This window comes from Castellaniella sp. UC4447_H14, assembly GCF_052978285.1.
Map to the genome: position 1 here is coordinate 731,083 of NZ_CM129666.1, position 24,886 is coordinate 755,968.

Consider the following 24,886-nt stretch of genomic DNA (forward strand, 5'->3'; position numbering starts at 1 on the left):
CACGTCCCAGCCTGTTTCCCGCCATGCATCCATCCTTGATTGACATCCTGGGCGCCGGCTGGGGCGGCATGCTGCTGCGCGGCGCCGGCATGACGGTGTTCATCAGCCTGTGCGGCATCAGTCTGGGCATGGCGATCGGGGTTGCGGGCGCCACGCTGAAAACCAGAGGCAACATTCTGGTTCGCGGTTCGGTCGCCGTCTATACCCTGATCGTTCGCAGCGTGCCGGAGCTATTGATCATCTACCTGCTGTTTTTCGGAACCGTGGGGCTGGCCTCCGGCGCTGCCGACTGGCTGGAGTGGGACGACCTGACGAGCACGGTCTTTCCGGTGCTGGTCGGGATCCTCGCCATCGCCCTGATCTCGGGATCGTACAGCGTTGAGGTTTTTCGGGGGGCCTTCAAGGCGATCGACCCCGGCCAGCTCGAAGCCGCCCGCGCGGTGGGTATGAGCCGCAGCCAGTGCCTGAGGCGAATCACTTTGCCCCAACTCTTCTGGTACGCCTTGCCGGGCGCAAACAACGTCTGGCAGGCTGCGCTGAAAGACACGGCCCTGATCTCGCTGGTGGGCCTGGTGGAGCTCATGCGTGCAGCCGTACTGGGGGCGGCCGCGACCCGCGCTCCCCTGCTCCTGTACGCGTTGGCGGGGGCTTTGTACTTCATCATCGGGGCCTGCAGCCAGGCATTGTTCGCGCTGGCCGAACGCCGGTTGGGGCCGGGAATGCGGAGAGCCGAGCGATGATTCCGCTCATCGAGCAGGCGCTCCCCGTGCTGGTCCAGGGCTTCTGGGTGACCCTGCGCATCGGCCTTTTCGCCATCCTGTTCGGATCGTTGCTGGGGCTGGGCGCGGCGCTGATGCGTCTGTCATCCCATCGCAGCGTGTCGTGGCTGGCTTTCGCCTACAGCACGGTATTCCGCGGGACACCTCTCCTGATTCAGCTATTCCTGCTGTATTACGGGATCGGCACACTGGAAGCCGTGCGCCATCATGCGGCGCTGTGGTGGCTGTTCAGTGACGGGGCGCGGTGCGCCGTCCTGGCGATTGCGCTGAACAGTGGCGCGTACATGAGCGAGGCCATCCGAGGCGGCCTGCAATCCGTGCCGGACGGGCAACTGGACGCGGCGCGGACCTTTGGCATGAGCCGTTTCCAGGCATTCCGCCGCGTGCACTTCCCGCTCGCCATCCGCCAGGCCTTCCCAGCCTATAGCAACGAACTGGTGCTCGCGATCAAGGGGACCAGTCTGGCCTCCACCATTGCCGTCATGGAACTGACCGGCTTTGCGCGACGGCTCATGAGCCAGAGTTTCCTGATTGTGGAAACCTTCGTCGTCGCCGGCCTGCTCTATCTGGCGATCAACATCACGCTATTGGGCTGTGCCTGGCTGGTCGAGCATTTACTGCTGCGGACCCACGCAGCGGACGGAAGCGGCGTAAAAGAGGCGTTCTGACACCGGCGACCGCGCCGTCGTTGCGCGCCATGCCGCACCGCACCACGCGATGCGGCGGGCACCTCAGGCATTCTCGCGCCAGCGGGTCACCAAAGTGCGCAGTTCCTTGCGAATGACCTTCCCGGTCGTCGTCATGGGAAGTTCTTCCACGAAATAGACCTCGCGCGGGTATTCGTGGGCAGCGAGCCGTGTCCTCACGTGATCCTGGATCTCCCGACGCAAGGCGGGGTCTCCCTTCACACCATCCTTCAGCACCACGACAGCCACCACGATCTCGGTGCGTTGCGCATCCGGCGCGCCGACCACCGCGACCATTTTCACGGCCGGGTGCTGCAAAATGCAATCTTCGATTTCTCCCGGGCCGATGCGATAACCGGCCGAGGTGATGACATCGTCGCTGCGCCCCACGAAATGCACGTAACCCTCGGGGTCCACCGTCCCGGTGTCACCCGTGATGAGCCAGTCACCAATGTATTTGCGTTGCGTGGCCGCCTCGTTATTCCAATAGCGCAGGAACTGAACTGGGTCGGGGGCACGGACCGCGATATGGCCCTGCTCACCTGGAGCCAGCCGGCTTCCCTCGTCGTCCACGATGGCCACCGTGTGGCCTGGAACCGGCTTGCCGATTGCACCGGGGCAAATGGGCATGAGATCCGCACACGACGAGACTGTCATGTTGCATTCCGTCTGGCCATAGAACTCATTGATGGTCAGGCCGAACGTACGCTGCCCCCACTCCAACAGCTCGTGACCCAGCGACTCGCCTCCGCTGGCGACGGATCTGAGCCGGAAATTCCAGCGCTTTTCGGGGCTGTCGACGGTGCGCATCATTTTCAGCGCGGTAGGAGGCAGGAAGGTGTTGCGAACCTCGAAGTCCTGAAGCAGCTGGAAGGCAGCTTCGGGCGTGAATTTCTTGAAGCGGTGCGCCACCACGGGTATTCCGTGATGCCAGGCCGGCATCAGCACGTCGAACAGCCCGCCAATCCAGGCCCAGTCGGCCGGCGTCCACAGGCGGTCGTCTTCCTGGGGCAGCAGATTATGCGAGATCTCGACCCCCGGAAGATGTCCGAGCAGTACGCGGTGCGCATGCAATGCGCCTTTTGGCTGGCCGGTTGTTCCCGACGTGTAGATGATGACGGCTGGATCGTCTGCGCGCGTGTCGATCGTCTTCAGATCAGAATTGTGGCGGTCCATCTCGCGGTATAGATCCAGCGTGCCGGTTTGGGCACCATCGATCGTGAATACCACCTCCAGCTGCGGCAACGCCTCGCGGATGCCGGCGATCTTCGCCGCCCCTTCTGCGTTGGTCACGACCACCCGGGTGCCGCTGTCGGACAGGCGGAACTTAAGCGCCTCAGCACCGAACAGCGTGAACAGCGGCAATGCGATGCAGCCGGCGCGGTAGGCTCCCACATGCGCGAACGCGGTCTCGGGTGCCTGCGGCAACAGGATGCCGACACGGTCGCCCGGCTGGACGCCATGCGCCTGCAGCAGGCGCCCGAACTGGCCGGAACGCTCGTGGATCTGACCGAACGTGAAGTGCTTCGCCCTGCCCTCATCATCGACGAAGATCAGTGCCAGGCGATCGGGCTCGGAGTCGGCCCACTTGCCACACACATCGTGGCCGATATTGTAATGCTCCGGAATTTGCCATTGGAACCGCTCGCAGGCGTCTGCGTAGCTGCGCGGGGATGACGGCAACATGAATGGTGCTCCTTTGGGATGTGCTCCGTCTGTTGCGCACGGCAAGCCAGGATGGCCGGAGGGCGAGCGGCGGACTTTTCTGTTGACCGCCTATAGTAACTCCGCGCGGGTCGACGATCAGCGCACGCCGGCCACGGCATGCGCGGCGAGTTCCGCGTTGCGTGCGGAACCCACCCCAAAGGCCAGCTGGTGCTCCCGGACCGGCGCTGCGTACGCCGGCGCCGCCAGCATCGTCTGTCCCACTACAAGCGCCAGCCGCAAGCCCGGATTTGCGGCCGTCGCCTCACGCATCTTCCGAAATCCCGCGTCGCTCAAGATCAGCACCAGGATGCCGCCCCCCGATTGATCCGTGGCCGACTGAATGCCGATCAGGTCGCGACGGTCGATGATCGCCTCCGTGCGCACATACAGGACCCCGGACGGCTTGAGGTGCACGGGCGTCCATCCGGCGCGCGGCCGGGTATCCGCCAGGAACACGCGAATGTTTTCGGCTTCGCGGCTGGCGTCTACCGTCTGACGAGGGCCAGCGTGGGCGACGCGACCACCGGGCGCCGTCACCATGCCGGACGAGGGCCCCCCCGGAAAGCTCCCCGATTGGCAGCCCGCCAGGGTCATCAGGACCAGGGCGAGGCCCCAGAAGCGCAGTCGATCGACGATTTCCATCCCTGGATCTCCAAGAGTGCCGTGCAGGAACCTTATCACGGTCGGCCCATCGCCGGTGCGCATGCCCGCGCGACAGTGCAAGCCCGTGCAACAGGCAACCTATGCGATAATCCGAGCTCTCCCGACGCAGGGCATCCTCGTCCCGCAGCGGGTACGGGCCTCTAGCTCATGCCTGGTTAGAGCAGTGGACTCATAATCCATTGGTGCCGAGTTCGACTCTCGGGGGGCCCACCAGATTTCGCCGCTAGTCGCCCGAATCCAGCGGTTTCCAGCGATTGGCCCAGCGGTCGAATACATTGACCAGCATGTTCAGCACGCCGGCGATCACCGCCAGCACGACCAGGGCCGCGAACACGCCGCTGGTATTGAACTGCGCGGACGAGTCGCTGATCAAGAATCCAAGCCCTCTGTTCGACGCCACCAGTTCGCCAATGACCGCGCCGATCAGCGCATAGGGGATCGACATCCGCAGACCCGTGAGCAGGCCGGCCATGGAGGCCGGCAGCGTGACTTTCAGCGCCACATCGCGGCGCGAACCCCCCATCATGCGCACGGCATTCTTCAAGCCTTCATCGACGTTCTGCACGCCCGCGGCGGTGCTCAGGAACACCAGGAAAAACACCGAGATCGCCGCCAGCAGCACTTTCATGCTCAGACCGATGCCGAACCAGATGATGAACAAGGGCGCAACGGCGACCTTCGGGACTGAATACAGCGCCAGCATGTAGGGAATCAGCACCTCCCAAAGAGGCTTGATGGCCGCAATCAGATAAGCCAGGATCGCTCCCGAGGTGGCTCCCAGCACGAAGCCCAGCACCACCTCCTGGATCGTGATCCAGGAATTGCGCCACAAGGTGCCGTCCACCGACCAATCGATCAAGGACTTGGCGACGCCTTCAGGCGATCCGAAGAACTGCGGATCGAGCACGTTCCCCGAAAGCGCCGCCCAGATTCCGAGCAAGGCGGCGAGGACTGCGAGTCTGGCCCCGTGGATCCCCACCATGCGCCGATGGCGTTCCCACCACGTCTGTTCGAGCGGGAGGAGCAGGGGCCCATGCGCGGCCAGCCCACGGCCTGGGCCTTCGGGGCCCGGAGAAGGCGGGCTTGATGAAAGCGATTTGTCGGCGGTCATCGACTGGCCTGCCGGATGGCGTCGGCCAATGCACGGTAAAGGTGCAGATAGCCGGGTTGAATGCGGATCTCGTCGCCATCGCGAGGCCTTGGCAGATCAACGGCCAGGTCCAGCATGATGGCGCCCAGCGGCCCCAGCACCACCACCCGATCGGCCAGAATGAGCGCCTCTTCGATGTCGTGGGTCACGAACACCACCGTACGGCCGCTGCCGGCCCAGAGGTCCAGGAGCTGGCGCTGGAGGTCGCCACGAAGCTGCGCGTCCAGCGCGCCAAATGGTTCATCCAGCAGCAGCGTCTCGGGCCCGCTGCACAGCATGCGGGCGATGCTCACACGCCGGCGCATGCCTCCGGACAACTCACGCGGATAATGGTGCTCGAAGCCGCCGAGTCCTACCTGTTCGATCAAGCGCATGGCTTCAGCCGTGCGTGCAGGCTTGTCCACGCCGCGAACTTCCAGGGGCATTTCCACGTTGTTCAAGACCGTGCGCCACGGCATCACGGTGTCCTGCTGTGTGAGGTAACCCACACGAGTCTGGGGGCCCGTCACGGGATCGCCCCGATAGCGGATTTCTCCCGATGTCACCGCCGCGAGGCCGGCCAGCAGGTTGAGCAGCGTCGACTTCCCACAGCCGCTGCGCCCCAACAGCACGAGGAAATTGCCCTCCTCGACCCTCAGATTGGCGCCCCGCAAAGCGACGAGTTCCTGATCGCCCTTGCGAAAGTGTTTATGGACATCCCTTACGCTATAGACCGTCGCCATCAATGCCGGCCCAGCGCCGTATTCAGCCACTGGGACGGCACCATGGTGGCGTAATGGGGCGCTTCCTTGATCAACCCCGACTTGAGATTGAATTGCACCTCGCCCTCGAATTCTGCCTGGCTGATGCCAGGATCGGCTGGAATCTCGGCCCGCAGGATGGTGAGGAGCCTGTCCACGGTCGCGTCGCCCATCGTGGGCCGGTAGGCCTTGAACAACGCACGGACGGATGATGCATCCGCGCTGTGGATGAATTGCTCCGCATCCGCGATCCCGCGCACGAAAGCGATAACGGCCGGACCCTTGTGGTCCAGCACCGGCTGGGCGGTGAACACCACGCCGTGGACGACCTGCTTGAGCTGCGGGATATCGCCCCGGGCGGGAGAAATATAGATGCTGCCGGAGTGTGTAGCCTCGGCCTGTTGACCCACCGGCTGCGGGAAGGACAGCGCATCCACGCGGCCTGTCTTGAGCGCCCCCAGTGCACCGGTCATGTTGGACCCCAGCGACACGAGCGTGACGTCGGTGGCGGATCGCATCCCCTGCGTGCCGCGGAGAAAATCGACCAGTGCCTGGGTACCGCTGCCAGGGCCGGTAACGCCGATCTTCTTGCCTCGCAGCGCCTTGATCCGATCGGCCAGCGGCGCGGTCTCCGAAGGCCCCGCAAAGGACGGCCCCGTGATGACGTCCACATAGTAGGTGTTCACCAACTGTGCAATCATCCGGGTGCTCTTGTTGACGCGGTACAGATTCAGCGGATCCGTACCGTTTCCACCAGCGACGTCGATGCTGCCCGATTGCAGCGCGGCCGCCAGCTTGGCGCCCGTCCCCAGCAACGGGATGTCTCCGACCTGAAGACCTTGCCGGGCAAAGAAGCCCTGCTTTTTGGCCACGAAGATCGGAAAGAAGGCGATGGAATCGCTGATCTGCCCCACCTGCAGCGTCATAGGGGAAGATTTCGCCGCATCCTGCGCCTGGACGGTCCGCGGCACCAGACCGGAACACAGTACCGCGAGTCCAAACAAAAGCCCCGGCACGAGTCCCGCGTGCCGCCTGGCAAATCCGATCTGCATGGCTGCTGCTCCCGGCACGAAGGCCGCGTTGGTTTCCGGTCAGAGGCTACGTTTGCCAGGTTTCAGGCGTCACCCCAGACGTCGCGCGCGACTTCGACGACAAGGCGCAGTTTCGCCCGCTCATCGTCCACCGAAATCTTGTTGCCATGGACCGTGCTGGAAAAGCCGCACTGGGGAGACAGCGCGAGTTGCTCCAACGGCGCATATTTGGACGCTTCATCGATACGGCGCTTCAGATCGTCCTTGGATTCCAGCGGGCTGAACTTCGTCGTCACCAGGCCGAGCACCACGATCTTGTTCGCCGGCAGGAAGCGCAGGGGGCGGAAGTCTCCGCTGCGGTCATCGTCGTATTCCATGAAATACGCGTCCAGATGCATTTCGGACAACAGCGCTTCAGCCACCGGCTCGTAGTTGCCTTCCGCCGCATAGGTGCTCTTGAAGTTGCCCCGGCACAGGTGCATGGACAACACCATGTCCTTGGGCTTGTAGGCCACGACGCGATTGATGAATTTGGCATAGCGATGCGGCAGTTCATTCGGGTCGTCGCCCCGCGAACGGGCCGCTTCCCGCATGTGCTCGTCGCACAGATACGCGAGATTGGTGTCGTCCATCTGGACGTAGCGGCAGCCGGCCTCGTACAGGCTGTGGAGCTCCTGCCCGTAGGCCTTGGCCACATCCTCGTAGAATTCCGGTTCGAGCTCCGGATAGGCCTGCGCATTGATGCCGGCACGCCCGCCGCGGAAGTGCAGCATGGTGGGCGACGGGATCGAGACCTTGGGCGTATGGCCAGCCGAGACCTGGCTGGCAAGATATTCGAAATCGGCGCGCTGGATATCACGCACATGCCGGACCTTGTCCACCACCCGGATACCGGGAGGCAACAAGTGCTCCTTGCCATCCTCGCCGACGACGAGCTTCGGGTCGTCGGTCGCCACGCCACCCAGGTGCCGCAGGAAGTCCAGGTGGAAATAGGTTCGGCGGAACTCTCCGTCCGTGATGGACTTCAGACCGATGTCCTCCTGGAAGCGCACGGCTTCGGCAATCGCGCGGTCCTCGACCCGACGCAGCGCCGCTGCATCGATCTCGCCCCGGGCGTGCCGGTCGCGGGCGTCCAGCAGGAATCTGGGCCGCAACAGGCTTCCCACATGGTCGGCGCGAAACGGCGGTATCGAACGAGTGGACATGGGTGGTCTCCTTTAAGATTGGGGTTGGGGGAAATCATACCGCTGGTCCCGCATGTAATGCTCGAACCGATCGGCCGTCAGCGGTCGGCTGAAATAATAGCCTTGCGCCTCGTGGCAGCCCTGCGCCTTCAGGAACCGGATCTGTTCCACGGTTTCCACGCCTTCGGCTATCGTGGTGATGCCCAGGCTCTGTGCGACCTGGATGACGGCCATCACGATCGCCTGATCGTCGGCGTCCGTGAAGATATCACGCACGAAAGACTGGTCGATCTTCAGCTTGTTGATCCGGAAGCGTTTCAGATAGCTGAGCGACGAATAGCCCGTGCCAAAGTCGTCGATCGCGAAACGGATCCCGCGCTCGCTCAGCTTTTGCATGGTCGCGACCGCGGCCTCGGGCGCCCGCATGGCGACAGCTTCGGTAATCTCGAACTCCACGCAGTCCGGTGGCGCTCCCGTTGCATCCAGAATCCGGCCGGCCTGCTCGATGAATCCCGCCTGCATGAATTGCGTGGCCGAAAGGTTGATCGCCAGAACCATCTTCGGCATGCCTGCCGCCAGCCAGTCCCGCAGTTGCACCAGCGCGTGTTGAATCACCCATTCGCCAATCGGCACAATGAGGCCGTTGGCTTCGGCCAGTGGAATGAACTCGGCCGGGGATACTTCCCCGAACTGCGGCGAGTCCCAGCGCAGCAGCGCCTCGGCACCGATGACCCGGCCATCGTCCAGTGACACCTGCGGCTGGTACACCAACCGAAACTCATGGCGCTGGAACGCCAGCTTGAGCGCCGCGCCCAGCTCCGCCGCGTGCGTGACACGCGTCTGCACCTCCGACACATAAAACTCGTAGTGATTGCGGCCCTCGTCCTTGACACGATACATGGCCGCCTCGGCATTCTTCAGCAGCGCAGTCGGGGCCTGAGCATCTTCGGGACACATGGCCACTCCAATGGAGGCCGTGATCGACAATTCATGGCCGGAGAGCGAGACGGGTTCCGAGACCGCGGCCAGCAGGTTCCCCGCCAGCGCCGCGGCCTGGGCGCGGCCGAAGCCATGCGCGACCGCCACGAAACTGTCGCCGGAATGGCGCGACAGCACGTCCTGGCTGCGAAGCTGGGAACGCAAGCGGCGGGCGGTCTCGAGCAGCAACTGGTCCCCCGCCAAGTGCCCCATGACGTCATTGATGTCCTTGAAGCGGTCCAGGTCCACCCAGAAAATCGCCACCCTGTCATTCGTCGCCGTCATGCGCCCCAGAGTATTGAGCAGCGACATGCGGTTGGGCAGCCCGGTGAGCTGATCGAAATTTGAAAGCGCATACAACGCCTGCTCGCTTTCGAAACGATCCGTGACATCGCGCGAAACCAGGACGAACTGTGGTTCGGCCCCCTTCTCCACGGGTTTCGGCGCAACGGACAGCTCGAACCAGCGCCGCCCCTTGTCCGCGAGGTCGAAGGCGATGACTTTGCCCCTGGACCAGCCTCGCGCTTGCGCCTCCTCTAGCGCGGACAGCACCACGGCGGCGTCCTTGGCCGGCAGCACGTCATGCACGGTGCGCCCCAGCAACTGCAGAAGCGGCGTCGTCATGCCGCCCAGAAGTCCGCTATGAACCTCCAGATAGCGGCCCTTGGCGTCCATTTCGAACAGCAAATCCGGCACGGCGTCCAGCGTCGCGCTGAGCCGGCGCTGGGACCTGTCCAGCAGGCGGTAAGGGCGCTGGACCGAGTCCATGAATACCGCCCTGTATAAATACAGGTAGGCGATCATCTTGTAGGCATGTCCCAACAGGTTGTAGAAGTCGGAGACGCCCATGTCGAGCATGAAGAAGACCTCGCTCTGGGCCATGATGCAGGCTGATGCAAACAGACTGCTCGCACCGAATTCGCGCGGCCGGCGCCAATACCAGACGAGTCTGACGGCCACCAGCAGATAGGCGGCAATCAGCCCGCACCCCGTCAGGACCCTGAATCGCGTCACGCCCTCGCCGGGCACGTACATCCGAGGCAGGACCTCCGGGTGCCCCAAGACCATGACATACACGCCTGCCACGACGGCGAGTACTCCGGTCAGTTGCAGGCCCGCTGGCCAGCGCAAATGGCGAGCGCCCCAGCGCAGCCAAACCGCCGCCAGCATGGCCGCGGCGCTCAGCATGCGTCCGGCCAGCCAGAACAGGATGCCCTTTTCGGGTGAGCTGGGCGTCACCATCACGGGCATGCCTCGAACCGACATGGCATGGGAAAAGTCCAGCAGCGCCACCCCCAGGAACGCGGTCGCCAGGATGATGAGATTGTCTCCGGGATGCTCGTGGCGAGACGCCCAGACGACCGCAAAAATCAACGCGGCCATGACGACCGAGAAGATTTCCAGTGCCGAATGCAGCGGCAGAAATAGCGGAATGTCGCCCGTGACGGTGGTCGCTGGAGCAGCGACGAACGCGAGCAGCATGACCGCCAACAGACCCGTGGCCATGATCGCGCGGCGTGCTCGAGGCTGGTGGCTAGCGTGAATCAAGGGAGCCGGAGGTCAGGGGAAGGAACATGCTGGAAATTAGCACAGGGTGAAAGCTCAAGCGGGGAATTGTAACTCCGTCGTTAAGGCTTACGGCGAGTATGGGTTTACCCTAATTTCCGATCGGCCGGCACTATGATCCGCGCATCGAATCCAGCATTCCGAGGACCCACCATGACGACCCACAAGCGCGGCGAACCCCGCAAAGTCGTTTACAACTTCTTCGCCGGATTCCGCCCGCAGGCGGAAGACATGTACGGGTGGCTGCGCCACGAGGGCCTGAATCCCGACTGGGATTTCGAGCCGGTAGGCCGCATCGCCCGTACAGGCATCACGCTCCCGGTCAGTCAGCTCGGCCGCCTGCGCGACCTGCAAAAGGCCGACCCGCGTCGCTGGGGTCCCGCATCCAGCGAAGCCTGACTCCGGCTTCGGAAAGGCGAACGGGCGGTCGGGCAGTCCGCATACAATGCAAAAGGCCGGCGTATAATCCGCCGGCATATTTCGTCAATGGGTTCCCTAACCCCATTTACCAAAAAGGCTCACATGATCTCCGCCACCCTCCCGTCATCACGGGCGTCGTTCTACCTGAAGCTGCTGGTCGCTTTTCACATTCTGGTCATCATCGCCAGCAATTACTTGGTGCAGTTGCCGATCGACCTGCTGGGCTTCCACAGCACTTGGGGGGCCTTCAGTTTTCCCTTCATCTTCCTGGCCACTGACCTGACCGTTCGTCTCATCGGTAAAACCAACGCGCGCCGTGTGATCATGCGCGCCATGGTGCCCGCGCTGGTGGTCTCCTACATCGTGTCCGTCCTGTTCCACGAAGGCCGATTCAATCACCTAGCGGCTCTCGCCGAATTCAATACCCTCGTATTCCGGATCGCGTTCGCCAGCTTTGCCGCCTATGCCCTGGGCCAGTTGCTGGATATCCTGGTATTTGACCGCATGCGGCGCAGTTGCCGTCAGTGGTGGCCGGCACCGGCCGCGTCGGCTGTCCTGGGACAGGCGCTGGACACTGTCACCTTTTTCAGCATTGCCTTCTGGCACAGCAGCAATCCCTTCATGGCGGAGCACTGGGTGGAAATCGCCGCGGTGGACTACGCCATCAAACTGACCGTCAGCCTGCTGCTGTTCGTGCCGATGTACGGCGTGGCACTGAACGCCATCATCCGCATCATGACGCGGCGCGGCCAGGCATTTCCCACCGCCGGCGCCGGCGCGTAACCAAGCGGGTTCGAAGGTCGGACAGTCCGCGCGTACGAGCCGACGGTGGCAGCGCGACGCCCCTCGGCAGAGGTGCGGTAACCGGCGCTTTCACTCCTTATCTTCTGCGATGCAAGCCTGGGCCTACCATGGAAGTGTCTGGTGACCCACTTCCATGAGGCAGGGATGAGCACATTCGCAAAGATGACCGACGCCAAATATGCGGACGGATATGTTCGCTTCTACTGGAATAACGGGGACGAAAAACGAGCCTACGTGATTTCCGCCGACGCGCTGCAGGAATCCTTTGGCGCTGCGGATGCCACCGGCGCCGCCTTGCTCAACGCATTCGAACACGGCCGTGACCGGATTGTGCGCGCGGTGGAGCAATCGCTGAATATGCCGACGGATGGCGTCACCGAACTGGGCACCGGCGATTTCGCGCAGGATTGAAAGCCGGAACAAGGGCCCAGGGCCACGGGCCCGATCGTTGTTTTTCCTTCAAGCCGTACATCGTCCACAAAGCGGCACACACGGGAGACTCTGATGCAATTCACCCCCTATCTCAATTTCGACGGCAACTGCGCCGAGGCTTTCGCCTTCTACGCCAAGCTGTTCAACGGCACCATCGACTATCAAGGCACCTACGGCGAGATGCCGGCTTCCGAGGGCACGCCTTCAATCCCCGAATCCGCCCGACAGCGCATCATGCACGTGCATCTGAAGGCGGGCGAGCAGTCGCTGATGGGTTCGGACGCCATGCCCGGCGCGGACCCCAGCTGCGGCGGGTACCAGCCGGCACAAGGCCTGTGGGTATCCGTCCAGCCCGCCAACGTGGCCGAGGGCCGACGGATGTTTGATGCCCTTGCGGAAGGCGGACAGACGATCATGCCGTTCGCGGCCACGTTCTGGTCCGCGGGCTTCGGGATGGTCAAGGATCGTTTCGGCACGCCCTGGATGGTCAATGTGATGGAAGCCGCGCAATGAGGCCCGCCAAGAACACTGTCTGCCTTTGGTATGACGGCGACGCGGAAGAGGCGGCACGCTTTTACGCCGGCATCTTTCCCGACTCATCGGTGGACGCCGTCCATCATGCCCCGGCGGACTATCCATCCGGCAAGGAAGGCGATGTGCTGACCGTCGAATTCACTGTCATGGGGATTCCATGCCTGGGGCTCAACGGAGGACCTGCCTTCAAGCACAGCGAAGCCTTCTCGTTCCAGGTCGCGACCATCAATCAGGCCGAGACCGATCGCTACTGGAACGCGATTGTCGGCAACGGCGGCCAGGAAAGCGAGTGCGGCTGGTGCAAGGACAAGTGGGGCCTGTCCTGGCAAATCACACCGACTGTCCTGACCGATGCATTTTCCGATCCCGACCGGGCTGCCGCAAAACGGGTATTCGAAGCAATGATGCAGATGCAAAAGATCGATGTAGCTGCGATCGAGGCGGCACGGCGGGGGTGAGGGGTGCTTCTTGCACTGGTCACCACCCGGCTTCGGCGACCCATGCTTGTCGTTCTAGACGATTTCAGTGGATGAGCCGGTCACCCACACGGGGCTGCCCGCAGGTTCGGCGTAGCGCACGAGGATGCGTGAGGGGCGGCCCATGTCGAAGCCCTGCAAGATGGTCAATTGCCCGCTCGTCAGAAATCCTTGATCCCTGAGCATTCCCGCCAGAGCAGCGGCTGCGGCGCCTGTTGCGGGGTCTTCGATCACGCCGCCAGAGGCGAAAGCGTTGCGCGCGTGGAACAGCTTGTCCGATTCGCGCCATACGAAGGCGACGGTCACGAAACCGTGGCGGAGCATGAACGACCGGCCTTCATCAAGGTCGTAGTACATCGCGCGTAGCAGCTCGCGGCTCTTCAGCGCAATGAACAAGTGATCGTTGCCGGCGTTCATCCGTATCGGCGGAAGGCGTTCATCAAGCGCGTCGTGGGGATACCCAAACAGCGCGAGCGCTTCATCGACCAGGGAGCTTGAGACGGGCGCATTGCTGGTCGGCAGCGAGCGCAGGGCGACGTATCCCGCTCCCTCCACTAGCCGCGCGTCGAGTTCGATGTCGCCGTTGGACAGCGAGAGGCGATACCGGCCTTCTCCTTTTTGCTGCGCCAACACCGACCCGAGCGCGATGGTGGCATGCCCGCAGAAAGGTACTTCGGATTCTGGCGAGAAATACCGGGTTTTCCAATGATCGCCATCAAGCGCGGCAAATGCGGTTTCCGAGTAGCCGACCTCGGCGGCAATCTCCTGCATGGCCTTGTTGTCCGGCAAGGCTTCACAAAGCACGACGCCCGCCGGATTTCCGCCCACACCATTTTCCGTAAACGCCGCGATTTTCCAGATATCCATAGAGGCTATTTCTCCTTGCGGAGCGTCATTTCTTGACGACTCCCTGCCCCAAAATTTTACTCGGCAGGGTGCAGCATGTCCCAACTGTTTGTTGTCTAGAATGTGGCTCTGACTTGCATTTGTAAGGTAATTGCAGGCAGGGTCCCACCCCAAATCTTGGCTGCGAGTTCAGCGAGCTTTGTGATGGTATTGATATTCCAGGCGGTGCCGCTTGCGGCTGCAGGAATCCTGAGCCTTGAGCGGCCTATGCCGTGGCTAGCCCCGCTGGGCCGAATGCTACACTGGCCTCCCCGCTTCGCAGCCGCCTGACCTTGCCCATGCACGAGTCCGAAGACAGTTACGTACGCGTTGCCGTCCTGATCATGCTGTGGCTGACGTTGTTCGCGTCTATCAGCGCCACGTTGATCCACTGGCTTGGCCCGGTCCATCAGTTGATGGATCTGATCGTGCCGCCCTCCGGCGCCGTGATCTTTGCCGGCCTGATCATCGCCCTGATGCTACGCCCTTGGTGGTTGCAGGCCATCGTGCGCGTGTCGCTGGCGTTCGGGGCGTTGATGTTGATCGCCCCGGCATGGCTCTATACCTTGCAGGCGGCATCTACGCCTGCCCTACGCCTGATCGACATATTGCCACCGGTAGGGTCGCTGTTCGTGATACTGCTGACGATGGTGATGATCTTCGTCCCTGGTCGCCGGGCTTTCATGGTGGCGCTGCTGTGCTGGCTGCTGATCGCACTGCCGGTACTGACTTACCTGGCGGTTCATACCGATGAGATGTGGACGCCGCGCGGCATGGACCTGCTGATGGCATATGGGCCGGTGAGCATCCTGGTGGTGGTGCTGTTGCCGATGCAGCGCGGGCTGACCGATACGATCGAACGGATGGCATCCGAGCGCGTACGCATGGAGATCATGCTGCACCGTGACCCGGTTACCGGTATCCACAACCGCCGTCTGGGCGAGCGTGTGCTCAGGGACCTGCTCAACGGCGCGCGCCCGGCCGGCTTGATCATGCTGGACCTGGATCACTTCAAGGCTGTCAACGACACCCATGGCCACCCGGTCGGCGACCTGGTGCTGCAGGCGGTCGCCGAACGCTGCAAGTCGTTGCTGCGCCCGGACGAATGCATCTCACGGTGGGGTGGCGAAGAATTCCTGGTGCTCGTGCCCGGCATTGACGCGGCTGGCCTTCACGCGGTGGCTGAGCGCCTGCAACTGGCGGTCGCGCAGCTATCGGTGGCGCCGGTGCCTCAGGTCACCGCCTCGTTCGGCGCCACGATGCTCGACCGCGCAGACGACTTCGATACCGCGTTACAGCGGGTCGATCACGCTCTGTATACGGCTAAGGAGCAGGGCGGCAATCGCGTCGTGATGGTGGGGGCTCCCTCAGCCGCAGCAGCTTGAAAAAGATGCAGAGGACAATTCCCGACAGGGTGGGCGATAGTCCCCGAAGGACGTCTTTTCACTCCCACTCAATCGTCGCAGGTGGCTTGCTCGACACGTCGTACGTGACTCGGTTGATCCCTTGCACCTCGTTGATGATGCGCGACGATACCCTCTTCAGCAGCGAATACGGCAATTCAGCCCAGTCCGCCGTCATGAAATCCGTGGTTTGCACGGCACGCAGCGCGACGACATAGTCATAAGTCCGGCCGTCGCCCATGACGCCCACGGATTTCACCGGCAAGAACACCGCAAACGCCTGCGCGGTCAGGTCGTACCAGGACTTTCCTGACTCGGGATCCACGGTTCCGCGCAGCTCCTGGATGAAAATGTCATCGGCACGCCGCAACAGATCGGCATATTCCTGTTTGACCTCGCCCAGGATACGCACGCCCAGCCCCGGTCCCGGGAACGGGTGGCGAAACACCATGGCGGGCGGCAAGCCCAGCGCCAGGCCGAGCTTGCGGACTTCGTCCTTGAACAGCTCGCGCAAGGGTTCCAGCAACTTCAAATTCAGAGTATCAGGCAGGCCGCCCACGTTGTGATGGGATTTGATGGCAACTGCCTTGCCAGTCTTCGAAGCGGCTGATTCAATCACGTCCGGGTAGATCGTGCCCTGTGCGAGCCACTTGGCAGACTTCAGCTTGGCCGATTCCGCGTGAAAAACTTCGATGAACTCACGGCCGATGATCTTGCGCTTGGCCTCGGGATCCGCCACGCCTGCGAGCTTGCCCATGAACTGGGCGCTGGCATCGACGTGAATCACGCGGATGCCCAGGTTGTCGGCCATGGTCTGCATGACCTGTTCGGCCTCGTTCAGGCGCAGCAGGCCATGGTCCACGAACACACAGGTCAGCTGATCACCGATGGCTTTGTGGATCAGGGCAGCCGCGACGGACGAATCCACGCCGCCCGACAGCCCAAGGATCACCTCGTCGGAACCGACCTGCTCGCGAATGCGCGCCACGGCTTCGGTCACGTAGTCGGGCATGTTCCAGTCCTGCGCGCACCCGCAGATTTCGGTCACGAAGCGCCGCAGGATGGCCTGCCCCTGGACGGTATGCGTCACCTCGGGGTGGAACTGCAAGGCGTAGAAGCCCCGGGTCTCGTCCGCCATCCCGGCAAACTCGCACGTCGGCGTCGATGCCATGCGTTTGAAGCCGGGTGGCAAGGCCGTGACACGATCACCATGGCTCATCCAGGCCTTGAGCATCCCGTGCCCGTCCGGCGTCTGGAAATCCTGGATACCGTCCAGCAAACGGGTATGGCCGTGCGCGCGGACCTCGGCGTAGCCGAACTCCCGGTGGTCGGAGAACTCTACCCGCCCGCCCAGTTGCAGCGCCATGGACTGCATGCCGTAGCAGATGCCCAGGACGGGCACGCCGATCTGGAAAACCATGCCCGGCACCTTCGGCGATTCGTCGGCGTAGGCGGACGCGTGGCTGCCCGACAGGATGATGCCTTTCACCCCTTGCTGCGCGCGGATGAAGTCGTCGCTCACGTCCCCCGGATGGATCTCGCAATACACGCCGGCGTCGCGCACGCGCCGGGCAATGAGCTGCGTGACCTGGGAGCCGTAGTCCAGGATGAGGATGCGTTCGTGCATGATGGGTCGAAAAATCGGGATTGGCCTGACAAGGCGTAATGGTAACCCATGGGGTGGCGAAGCCGCATTGGCCGGGCAGTCGCCAAGTGGTTAAATGACAGCTCTCAAGAAACCAGGATCTGCATGTCACGAACCGCGTTAGTCCCGCTGCCGGTGGCCGGCCTGCTCGCATTGGCGGTTGCCATGGGCATTGGCCGTTTTGCCTTTACACCGATTCTTCCCATGATGCAGGCCGATCAGGGCATGAGCCTGGCCCAGGGGGGCTGGCTCGCCAGCGCCAATTACCTGGGCTATCTGGTCGGTGCGCTCGTTGTGACGCATCTGAGCTGGTCGCCGGCCACGCTGCTGCGCCGGGGACTGTGGCTGGTCGTGATCACGACAGCGGCCATGGGACTGGGGAACCTGTGGCTAGCGTGGCTGGTATGGCGGTTGGTGGCCGGCATCGCCAGCGCATTCGTGCTCATCGGAACTGCGGCGCTATGCATTGCACGGCTGAACGCAATGGGCCGGTCCGAGCGCAGCGGCATTGTCTTTGCGGGCGTAGGCTGCGGGATTGCCTTTGCGGGGCTGGCCTGCATGGGAATGGCGCTCGCGGGCACCTCTTCGCCCCACGCCTGGTTGTGGCTGGCATTGGCCGCGCTCCTCGGGCTGATGGGCGCCTCCATGCTTTGGCGGAATCCGGGGTCGGCCGAAATCCCCTCGAATCCAGCCACCGGTGCTCCGGGCGCGCCCGGCACAGGCGACCCCGGCACGGAGACGACAACGATCGCAGGCACTCTGGGCCAGGAAGTCAGCCCGCCGCTGCACTGGGGGCTCATCTGGTGCTACGGGGTCTATGGATTCGGCTATATCCTGCCCGCCACTTTCCTCCCCGCGCAGGCGCGGTTGCTGGTCCCCGATCCCCTGCTCTTCAGCTTGGCCTGGCCACTGTTCGGAATCGCGGGGGCCGTCTCCACACTGGTCGCAAGCCGCCTGGCGCGGCGCTTCAGCCGGCCCGGGATGTGGGCCAGCGCACAGGTGATCATGGCGCTGGGCGTCTTCCTGCCCGCTGTCTGGCATAGCTTGGCGGCCATTCTGGTCGCGGCCTGTTGCGTGGGCAGCACGTTCATGGTCATCACGATGGTGGGCCTGCAAGAGGCCCAGCACCGGGCCGGCGCGGCGGGCGCGAAACAGCAGATGGCGGCCATGACGGCCTCGTTTGCACTGGGGCAATTGATTGGACCGCTGTTCTTCAGCCTGACGCATACCTGGTTTGGGGCACCGCTTGAGTTCGCACTCGTTCTGGGCGCACTGGGATTGCTGATCGGCGCAATACCCATTCGGAGACTGCAATGAAAAATCCAACTACTTACGTCCTCGTCCACGGCGCGTGGCATGGCGGCTGGTGCTGGTCGCGGGTAGCGGAACGCCTGCGTGCAGCCGGCCATCGCGTCCATACCCCCACGCTGACCGGCCTGGGCGAGCGCAGCCACCTGCTCTCGCCCGCTATCGGCCTGGAAACCTTCATGCAGGACATCTGCAACGTGCTGACCTGGGAGGACTTGCGCGATGTCGTGCTGGTCGGTCACAGCTTCGGGGGGCTGGCCATATCGGGTGCTGCCGACCGGATGCCCGAACGGATCCGGCGACTGGTTTATCTGGACGCCTTTCTCCTGCCCCCTGGGGTATCAGCCTTCGATACCCTGCCCGCCGCAGTCGTGGCCAAGCTGGAGGAAAAGACGACGAAGGCCGGCGGCATCGCACCGCCCAGGCCTGCCAATCTGGGACTGGAGGCACCCGATGACATCGCGTTCGTGCAAGGCAGGCTGACGCCGCATCCCGTGGGGACGTACCGCGAGGCGATGCGGCTGGCGCACCCGCTGGGCAATGGCCTGCCGGCCAGCTATTGGCGATGCGTGCGGCCGATATTTCCCTCCGTCCAGGACGCCAGGGACTGGGCGTGGACGACGTTCGGGACACAATGGGACTGGAAGGACCTGGATTGCGGCCACGATGCCATGGTGGCTGCTCCCGACCTGGTTGCCGAATCGCTGATGGCGCTGGGCTGACAGCCCGATACCTGGCACCCGACGCAGAGCGCCGGGTATAGAGTTCACGCACCGCGCCTTCACTAAACGACGAGGCCCCGATACCGGGGCCTCGTCAACGATCACGAGGCGAATCAGTCCGCGCGATAGTTCGGCGCTTCCTTGGTGATCTGCACGTCATGCACGTGCGATTCACGAACCCCGGCTGCGGTAATCTCCACGAATTCCGCTTTCTCGTGAAGTTCCGCAATGGTGGCGCAGCCGCAGTATCCCATGGACGCGCGAATGCCGCCGATCAACTGGAAGATGATGGCAATCACGCTGCCCTTGTAGGGAACACGCGCCTCGATGCCCTCCGGCACGAGCTTGTCCACGTTGTTGTTCGGGTCCTGGAAATAGCGGTCGGCCGAACCAGCCGCCATCGCGCCCAGGCTGCCCATGCCGCGATAGGATTTATACGACCGGCCCTGGAAGAGCACGACCTCGCCGGGGGCCTCCTCGGTGCCCGCGAACATGCTGCCCATCATGCAGGCGGACGCCCCGGCGGCGAGCGCCTTGGACACGTCCCCCGAATAGCGGATCCCGCCGTCTGCGATGAACGGCACACCGGTGCCGCGCAAAGCGTCCGCCACATCCGATATGGCGGTCATCTGGGGCACGCCCACCCCGGACACGATGCGGGTCGTGCAGATCGAGCCCGGGCCGATGCCGACCTTCACGCCGTCGGCACCCGCTTCCACGAGCGCCAGCGCCGCCGCCGCGGTCGCGATGTTGCCACCGATGACCTGAATGTGCGGGTAATGCTTCTTGACCCAATGGACGCGCTCGATCACCCCGGCGGAATGGCCATGCGCGGTATCCACCACGATCACGTCAACGCCCGCCGCCGCGAGCTTCTCGACGCGCTCGTCGGTACCCTCGCCCACCCCCACAGCCGCGCCCACGCGCAATTGGCCCTGGGCGTCTTTGGAGGCCATCGGGTGTTCGGTGTTCTTGACGATGTCCTTCACGGTCGCCAGCCCACGGAGCTGGAATTTGTCGTTGACGATCAGTACGCGCTCCAGGCGGTGCTGATGCATGAGCGTCTGCGCCTCTTCCAGCGTTGCACCCTCGTGCAGGGTGACCAGGCGCTCCTGGGGAGTCATGACCTCGCGCAGCGACTCGTCCAGGCGATCCTCGAAACGCAGGTCGCGGTTGGTGACGATACCGACCAGCTTGCCCGCCTCGACCACCGGCAAACCGGAAATCCCGTGCTGGCGCTGCAACGCAATCGCGTCGCGCACCTTCATCGTGGGAGTGACCGTGATGGGGTCGATGACGATGCCGAATTCGTGGCGCTTGACGCGGGAGACTTCACGCGCCTGCTCATCTGCGGAAAGATTTTTGTGGATGATGCCGATCCCGCCTTCCTGGGCCATGGCAATGGCCAGGCCGGATTCGGTGACCGTGTCCATGGCGGCGGAAACCAGCGGGATATTGAGCTGAATGCCGCGCGTGAACTGGGTGGCCAGCTGAGCGTCACGGGGCAGAATCCGGGAGTAGGCAGGGACCAGCAGAACATCGTCGAAGGTCAGTGCTTTTTTGATGAGCCGCATAAACGATTGTGCTCCAGGCAAAAGTAGATTATACGGGCAACCCCCAATGCCGCGCAGGGCGCCCGTACCGTCTTTTGGAGCGGGCCCGCTACCCCAGCCAGGCCCTGGCGTTCCGGAACAGCCGCATCCACGGCGTGAAACCGCCGTGCGCGACCTCATCGCCCCCGCGATCGGCGGCGCCCCAACGTTCGGGGCGCCACGACATTGCGACATTGCGCGTGACCCGCTCCGGATGCGGCATCATGGCCGTGAAGCGGCCGTCGGCCGTCGTGACGGCCGTCAGGCCATCCGGGCTGCCGTTCGGGTTAGCCGGATAGGCCTCGGTGCGGGCGCCGTCATGATCGGTGAATGCCATCGCGGATACCACTTTCGCGGCGTCGCCCTGGCGGGTGAAGTCCGCAAAACCTTCCCCATGCGCAACCGCGATGGGTGCTCTCGTGCCCGCCATGCCGGCCAACAGGATCGACGGCGAATCCAGAACCTCGACCAGCGACAGACGCGACTCGTACTGTTCCGAGCGATTGCGGGTGAAGCGCGGCCAGTCCTGGGCGCCGGGAATCATGTCCGCCAGGGCGGCCATCATCTGGCAACCGTTGCATACGCCCAACGCAAAGACGTCGGGTCGGGCAAAGAACGCCGCAAACTGGTCCGCGAGGCCTGAATTGAACCGGATGGTACGCGCCCACCCTTCACCCGCCCCCAGGACATCGCCATAACTGAAACCGCCGACCGCCACCAATCCCTGTACGTCGGACAGGCGGGCCCGGCCCGTCAGCAGATCCGTCATATGGACATCGACGGCCTGGAAACCGGCCACGTCGAACGCCCAGGCCATTTCCACCTGGCTGTTGCAACCCTGCTCACGCAGCACGGCGATCCGGGGGCGCACACCGGTGGCAATGAAGGGAGCCGCCACGTCGTCCTGTGGATCGAACGCCACGCGCGCCGACAGCCCGGGGGCCTCGGTATCCAGCCAGGTGTCGAATTCCGCCTGGGCACAGTCGGGACGGTCCCGCCGAATCCGGATGCGGCGGGTGGTTTCGCTCCAGACCTGTCCCAATTCGGACAATGCCCGGCGATAAATGATGGAGCCGTCCGCAAAGATCTGCAGCTCCTTCTGGCTGTTGAGCATGCCCACCACATTCGAGCACGCGGACAGTCCCGCCTGGCGCAAGGCGTGCAGCACATCGTCGCGTCGGGCACGCGGGATCTGCAACAGCCAGCCGGCTTCTTCGTTGAACAGCGCCGTCAGGCACCGCTCACGGTGCTGGATCGCGACCTGATCGATGTGGATCTTGTAATCGCCGGCATCGGCAGTATGGGGATCGAAGGTCAGCATGTCCAGATTCAAGGACACGCCCATGCGGCTGGCAAACGCCATTTCGGCGGCAGTCGCCAGCAGTCCGCCATCGGACCGATCGTGGCAGGCCAGCACCAGCCCCTCGCGCGCCAGGTTCCGCACCGCCAGGAAAGCGGTGCGCAACAGCGTGGCGTCGCGCATGTCGGGCGTCTCGGTGCCGATGCTGCCGTACACCTGACCCAGCACGGAGCCGCCGAGCCGTTGCCGACCCTCGCCCAGATCGATCAGCAACAGGATGCTGTCTCCCGCATCGGTCCGAAGCTGCGGCGTCAACGTGCGGCGAACATCGGCGACGGGCGCAAAGGCCGTCACCACCAGCGATATCGGAGACACCACTTGATGCTCGCCCTGATCGTCCCGCCATGCCGTACGCATGGACAGGGAGTCCTTGCCCACCGGAATGGACAACCCCAGCGATTCGCACCAGTCGCTCACCGCCGACACCGTATCGAACAGAGCCGCATCCTGTCCAGGAACGCCGCACGCCGCCATCCAGTTGGCGGACAATTTGATGTCCTCCAGCCGGGCGACATCCGCCGCGACCAGATTGGTCAGGGCCTCGGTCACTGCCATCCGGCCCGAGGCAGCCGGGTTCAGAACGGCAAGCGGCGATCGCTCGCCCATCGCCATGGCTTCGCCCGCGACTGCCTCGTAGTCGCGCAAGGTCACGGCGCAATCCGACACCGGAACCTGCCAGGGACCGACCATCTGGTCACGGGCCGTCAGGCCGCCCACCGTGCGGTCACCCAGAGTAATGAGAAACGACTTGTTGGCCACCGTGGGATGGCGCAGCACCCGATCGACGGCCTGGGCCAATTCGATATCGATCAGCTCCAGTGGCTGTCCCTCTGTGGAGCTGCGCCGGACGTCGCGCTGCATGCGCGGCGGTTTGCCCAGAATGACATCCAGTGGCACATCGACGGGCCGCAGTGCTGTCGAAGGCGGTTCGGCGGACGGCTCATCCAGCCCCGGCAGACCCTCGCCCATGGTCACGCGCAGACGGCGATCTTCGGTAGCCACGCCCACCACCGCGTACGGGCAGCGTTCCCGGTCGGCGATATCGGCGAATCGCTGCAGGTCTTCCGGCAGGAGCGCCAGGACGTATCGCTCCTGGGACTCGTTGCTCCAGATTTCCGCGGGAGACAGGCCCGACGCCTCCAGCGGGACCCGCTGGAGCTCGAAGTCGGCACCCCGGCCGGCATCATTGACCAGTTCCGGAAAAGCGTTCGACAACCCGCCCGCGCCCACGTCATGGATCGCCAGGATGGGATTGGACGGCCCCTGCTGCCAGCACCGGTCGATGACTTCCTGGGCACGGCGCTGCATCTCCGGATTGCCCCGCTGCACGGAGTCGAAATCGAGCTCCGCCTGATTGATCCCCGCCCCCAGGCTGGAGGCCGCGCCCCCGCCCATGCCGATGCGCATGCCCGGTCCTCCCAGTTGCACCAGCAGCGCACCGGGCGGCAAAGGGTCCTTGTGCACCAGTCCGGCATCGATCTGGCCCAGACCGCCGGCCAGCATGATGGGCTTGTGATAGCCCCAGTGCACGCCCCCCGCCGCCAGCTCGAAGCTGCGGAAATACCCCAGAAGGTTGGGCCGCCCGAACTCGTTGTTGAACGCGGCGGCCCCGATCGGCCCCTCGATCATGATTTCCAGCGGCGTGGCGATGCGATCGGGCGCGCTGGGAGCGCCCTCCCAGGGTTCTGGCGCATCATCCACCCGCAGGTTCGAGACAGTGAAGCCCGTCAACCCGGCCTTGGGCTTGGACCCGCGGCCCGTCGCGCCTTCGTCGCGGATTTCTCCTCCGGAGCCGGTCGCGGCCCCCGGGAACGGCGCAATCGCCGTCGGGTGATTGTGGGTCTCGACCTTCATCAGCGTGTGCAGCAACCGGTCATCACGCCCGTAAGCGCGTTCCCCCGTGGCCGCCGCATGAAACAGGGCAGCCGCCCCCCCCTCCATCACGGCGGCATTGTCCGAATACGCGATGATCGTGCCTTCCGGCTGGGCGGCATGCGTGGCACGAATCATGTCGAACAGCGTGGACGCCTGCGCTTTGCCATCGATCGTCCAGCGCGCGTTGAAGATCTTGTGGCGGCAGTGTTCGCTGTTGGCTTGCGCGAACATCATGAGCTCGACGTCCGTCGGGTCGCGGCCCAGGTCTTGGTAGGCTCGCAGCAGGTAGTCGATCTCGTCGGCCGACAGCGCCAGGCCCAGCCGTTCGTTGCAGGCGCCGAGTGCGGCGCGGCCCTCGGCCAGGACAGGCACGCCACGCACTGGCTGCCCGGGCACGGACGCGAACAGAGCCTGGCCGTCGAAGTCGGACGCCACCACGGACTGTGTCATCCGATCGTGGACGAGCGCGGCCACCGCGTGTACCTGCCGGGCATCCAGCGTCCGCGCCGCCAGCAGATGGCGCTGCGGCATGATCACGTAGCGTATGGCACGTTCGATTCGAATGATCTGCGACAGGCCGCAATGCCGCGCAATGTCGGTCGCCTTGCTGGCCCATGGCGAAATGGTGCCCGGACGCGGAATGACCAGGAAGGACGCGGCATGGCGCTCCGGGGAGGCCCATGGCTCGGATCGACCATCATCCAGCAGTGCCACCAGCCTGTCGTGTTCCGCGGCCGTGAGCTCGCCCCGCACAGCCACAAAATAGCAGGCGCACGCCTGCACGTCCGCCACGGGAAGCTGCCGCGCCTCCAGTGTGTGCAACAAGCGATCCCGCCGGAAGTCGGACAGGGTGGACGAGCCGGGAATGAGAAGGACAGTGGTCACGACGGTACAGGCCTAAACGCGGACAGATTGAAAGGCGTTCATTTTAGCCGGGAACAGGGGC

Annotated in this window: 21 protein-coding genes and 1 tRNA gene; 11 read left to right on the forward strand and 11 right to left on the reverse strand. The window is 63.9% G+C overall.

Features of this window, described 5'->3' with window-relative positions:
• The first annotated feature begins 23 nt into the window (after positions 1-23).
• Positions 24-740, forward strand: coding sequence for an ABC transporter permease (locus ACVCMJ_RS03600; protein WP_447080087.1), 717 nt, complete (start codon positions 24-26; stop codon positions 738-740).
• A complete protein-coding gene (locus ACVCMJ_RS03605; RefSeq protein ID WP_447080088.1) occupies positions 737-1,447 on the forward strand; it encodes an ABC transporter permease in 711 nt (236 codons plus the stop codon). The genes ACVCMJ_RS03600 and ACVCMJ_RS03605 overlap by 4 nt, the downstream gene beginning before the upstream one ends.
• Before the next feature lie 63 nt (positions 1,448-1,510).
• Here the strand turns inward: ACVCMJ_RS03605 and ACVCMJ_RS03610 are convergent, their stop codons facing one another.
• Positions 1,511-3,151 (reverse strand): acyl-CoA synthetase, encoded by a 1,641-nt coding sequence (locus ACVCMJ_RS03610; RefSeq protein ID WP_447080089.1) that lies wholly within the window; start codon positions 3,149-3,151, stop codon positions 1,511-1,513.
• Positions 3,152-3,268: 117 nt separating this feature from the next.
• Positions 3,269-3,814: a hypothetical protein gene (locus ACVCMJ_RS03615; RefSeq protein ID WP_447080090.1), complete on the reverse strand. Its 546-nt coding sequence runs from the start codon at positions 3,812-3,814 to the stop codon at positions 3,269-3,271.
• A gap of 155 nt (positions 3,815-3,969) precedes the next feature.
• Here ACVCMJ_RS03615 and ACVCMJ_RS03620 point away from each other — a divergent pair.
• Positions 3,970-4,048: transfer RNA gene (locus ACVCMJ_RS03620), tRNA-Ile, on the forward strand.
• Positions 4,049-4,058: 10 nt separating this feature from the next.
• Here the strand turns inward: ACVCMJ_RS03620 and ACVCMJ_RS03625 are convergent.
• The 5 genes from ACVCMJ_RS03625 to ACVCMJ_RS03645 form a co-directional block, all read right to left on the reverse strand.
• Positions 4,059-4,946: an ABC transporter permease gene (locus ACVCMJ_RS03625; protein ID WP_447080091.1), complete on the reverse strand. Its 888-nt coding sequence runs from the start codon at positions 4,944-4,946 to the stop codon at positions 4,059-4,061.
• Complete coding sequence (locus tag ACVCMJ_RS03630; RefSeq protein ID WP_447080092.1) at positions 4,943-5,707, reverse strand: ABC transporter ATP-binding protein; 765 nt, start codon at positions 5,705-5,707, stop codon at positions 4,943-4,945. Before ACVCMJ_RS03630 ends, ACVCMJ_RS03625 begins: the two co-directional genes overlap by 4 nt.
• Positions 5,707-6,777, reverse strand: a complete 1,071-nt coding sequence (locus tag ACVCMJ_RS03635) for an ABC transporter substrate-binding protein (RefSeq protein WP_447080093.1) — start codon at positions 6,775-6,777, stop codon at positions 5,707-5,709. Before ACVCMJ_RS03635 ends, ACVCMJ_RS03630 begins: the two co-directional genes overlap by 1 nt.
• 62 nt (positions 6,778-6,839) lie before the next feature.
• The gene (locus ACVCMJ_RS03640) at positions 6,840-7,961 is read right to left on the reverse strand and encodes a 5-methyltetrahydropteroyltriglutamate--homocysteine S-methyltransferase (protein WP_447080094.1); all 1,122 of its coding nucleotides are present in this window, start codon (positions 7,959-7,961) and stop codon (positions 6,840-6,842) included.
• A gap of 12 nt (positions 7,962-7,973) precedes the next feature.
• Positions 7,974-10,424: a bifunctional diguanylate cyclase/phosphodiesterase gene (locus ACVCMJ_RS03645; RefSeq protein ID WP_447080095.1), complete on the reverse strand. Its 2,451-nt coding sequence runs from the start codon at positions 10,422-10,424 to the stop codon at positions 7,974-7,976.
• Between the two features lie 213 nt (positions 10,425-10,637).
• Between ACVCMJ_RS03645 and ACVCMJ_RS03650 the strand changes: the two genes are divergently transcribed.
• From ACVCMJ_RS03650 to ACVCMJ_RS03670, 5 genes are all read left to right on the forward strand, one after another.
• The gene (locus ACVCMJ_RS03650; protein WP_447080096.1) at positions 10,638-10,883 is read left to right on the forward strand and encodes a hypothetical protein; all 246 of its coding nucleotides are present in this window, start codon (positions 10,638-10,640) and stop codon (positions 10,881-10,883) included.
• Between the two features lie 123 nt (positions 10,884-11,006).
• On the forward strand, positions 11,007-11,687 hold the full coding sequence (locus ACVCMJ_RS03655) for a 7-cyano-7-deazaguanine/7-aminomethyl-7-deazaguanine transporter (RefSeq protein WP_447080097.1): 681 nt from the start codon (positions 11,007-11,009) through the stop codon (positions 11,685-11,687).
• Positions 11,688-11,852: 165 nt separating this feature from the next.
• Positions 11,853-12,119, forward strand: coding sequence for a DUF1488 family protein (locus ACVCMJ_RS03660; RefSeq protein ID WP_447080098.1), 267 nt, complete (start codon positions 11,853-11,855; stop codon positions 12,117-12,119).
• A 93-nt stretch (positions 12,120-12,212) separates the two neighbouring features.
• Positions 12,213-12,653: a VOC family protein gene (locus tag ACVCMJ_RS03665; RefSeq protein ID WP_447080099.1), complete on the forward strand. Its 441-nt coding sequence runs from the start codon at positions 12,213-12,215 to the stop codon at positions 12,651-12,653.
• A complete protein-coding gene (locus ACVCMJ_RS03670; protein ID WP_447080100.1) occupies positions 12,650-13,132 on the forward strand; it encodes a VOC family protein in 483 nt (160 codons plus the stop codon). The genes ACVCMJ_RS03665 and ACVCMJ_RS03670 overlap by 4 nt, the downstream gene beginning before the upstream one ends.
• 54 nt (positions 13,133-13,186) lie before the next feature.
• Here ACVCMJ_RS03670 and ACVCMJ_RS03675 read toward each other — a convergent pair whose 3' ends face one another.
• Complete coding sequence (locus ACVCMJ_RS03675) at positions 13,187-14,017, reverse strand: PhzF family phenazine biosynthesis protein (RefSeq protein ID WP_447080101.1); 831 nt, start codon at positions 14,015-14,017, stop codon at positions 13,187-13,189.
• Positions 14,018-14,334: 317 nt separating this feature from the next.
• Between ACVCMJ_RS03675 and ACVCMJ_RS03680 the strand changes: the two genes are divergently transcribed.
• Complete coding sequence (locus ACVCMJ_RS03680; protein ID WP_447080102.1) at positions 14,335-15,420, forward strand: diguanylate cyclase domain-containing protein; 1,086 nt, start codon at positions 14,335-14,337, stop codon at positions 15,418-15,420.
• Positions 15,421-15,478: 58 nt separating this feature from the next.
• Here the strand turns inward: ACVCMJ_RS03680 and guaA are convergent, their stop codons facing one another.
• Positions 15,479-17,065: a glutamine-hydrolyzing GMP synthase gene (guaA, locus tag ACVCMJ_RS03685; protein ID WP_447080103.1), complete on the reverse strand. Its 1,587-nt coding sequence runs from the start codon at positions 17,063-17,065 to the stop codon at positions 15,479-15,481.
• A 123-nt stretch (positions 17,066-17,188) separates the two neighbouring features.
• On the opposite strand from guaA, the gene ACVCMJ_RS03690 reads away from it, so the two are divergent.
• Together ACVCMJ_RS03690 and ACVCMJ_RS03695 are read left to right on the forward strand one after the other, a co-directional pair.
• Positions 17,189-18,400 carry a YbfB/YjiJ family MFS transporter gene (locus tag ACVCMJ_RS03690; protein WP_447080104.1) on the forward strand — a complete coding sequence of 404 codons (1,212 nt, stop codon included), beginning with the start codon at positions 17,189-17,191 and terminating at the stop codon, positions 18,398-18,400.
• Positions 18,397-19,113 (forward strand): alpha/beta fold hydrolase, encoded by a 717-nt coding sequence (locus ACVCMJ_RS03695; RefSeq protein ID WP_447080105.1) that lies wholly within the window; start codon positions 18,397-18,399, stop codon positions 19,111-19,113. The genes ACVCMJ_RS03690 and ACVCMJ_RS03695 overlap by 4 nt, the downstream gene beginning before the upstream one ends.
• Positions 19,114-19,226: 113 nt before the next feature.
• Here the strand turns inward: ACVCMJ_RS03695 and guaB are convergent, their stop codons facing one another.
• Together guaB and purL are read right to left on the reverse strand one after the other, a co-directional pair.
• Positions 19,227-20,687 (reverse strand): IMP dehydrogenase, encoded by a 1,461-nt coding sequence (gene guaB, locus ACVCMJ_RS03700; RefSeq protein WP_447080106.1) that lies wholly within the window; start codon positions 20,685-20,687, stop codon positions 19,227-19,229.
• An 88-nt stretch (positions 20,688-20,775) separates the two neighbouring features.
• Positions 20,776-24,825, reverse strand: coding sequence for a phosphoribosylformylglycinamidine synthase (purL, locus tag ACVCMJ_RS03705; protein WP_447080107.1), 4,050 nt, complete (start codon positions 24,823-24,825; stop codon positions 20,776-20,778).
• Positions 24,826-24,886: the final 61 nt, after the last annotated feature.